Origin of the sequence: Novacetimonas pomaceti, assembly GCF_003207955.1 — a bacterium.
Taxonomy (GTDB): domain Bacteria; phylum Pseudomonadota; class Alphaproteobacteria; order Acetobacterales; family Acetobacteraceae; genus Novacetimonas; species Novacetimonas pomaceti.
The window spans coordinates 1-612 of the sequence record NZ_NOXG01000123.1; the positions used below are offsets into that span (position 1 = coordinate 1).

The 612-nt window shown below is 54.7% G+C and carries 2 pseudogenes; one reads left to right on the forward strand and one right to left on the reverse strand.

The features are described 5' to 3' along the window. Positions 1–89: pseudogene (locus CFR71_RS15970) on the forward strand (IS5/IS1182 family transposase); the annotation flags it as partial. A 6-nt stretch (positions 90–95) separates the two neighbouring features. On the opposite strand, the pseudogene CFR71_RS15975 reads toward CFR71_RS15970, so the two are convergent. Continuing rightward, positions 96–515: pseudogene (locus CFR71_RS15975) on the reverse strand (IS21 family transposase); the annotation flags it as partial. Positions 516–612: the final 97 nt, after the last annotated feature.

Consider the following 612-nt stretch of genomic DNA (forward strand, 5'->3'; position numbering starts at 1 on the left):
TCGAGGCAACAATCTCGTCATCCCACGCGTGGTTGATGATTGCCCATATCCGCAGAGTTCTGCGAAAAATCAATCAAACCGCTTTCTGATTCAGGCTCTAAAAAACGCCGGTTATAGTCCCGCGCCCGGCCAACAAAAACCGTTTCCACCGCAGTCTTCATATTATCGTAAATGCCCCGCTGGCATGCACCCCTGAAGAACGCAAAGCCCCGGTCATGCGCGTCAAACACCATTTCCTGCGCCTCGCGCGGATAGGCACGAATGAACATCATCCGGCTGTGGCACAGACGCATATGCGCGACCTTCACCTTTACCGCCACACCACCCAGAACGACAACCTCATGGCTCCAGTCAAACTGGTAAGCCTCTCCAGGTGCAAAACTCAGCGGAACATAGGCGGCCCGCCGCCCCATCTCATGGCGGTCTTCCCACCGTCGGCCATATCGCCTTACGGCATCATAGCTTCCTTCATATCCTTCCTCACGCAGCAGTTCGAACAGACGGATGAGGCTCATACCAACCGTTGATTGCTATAACCCATGAGCCCAATTGCGCAGTCCGATTGACATGATGCGCCATGGTTGATTGACGAGCTGGTTCCAGGCATGGCAG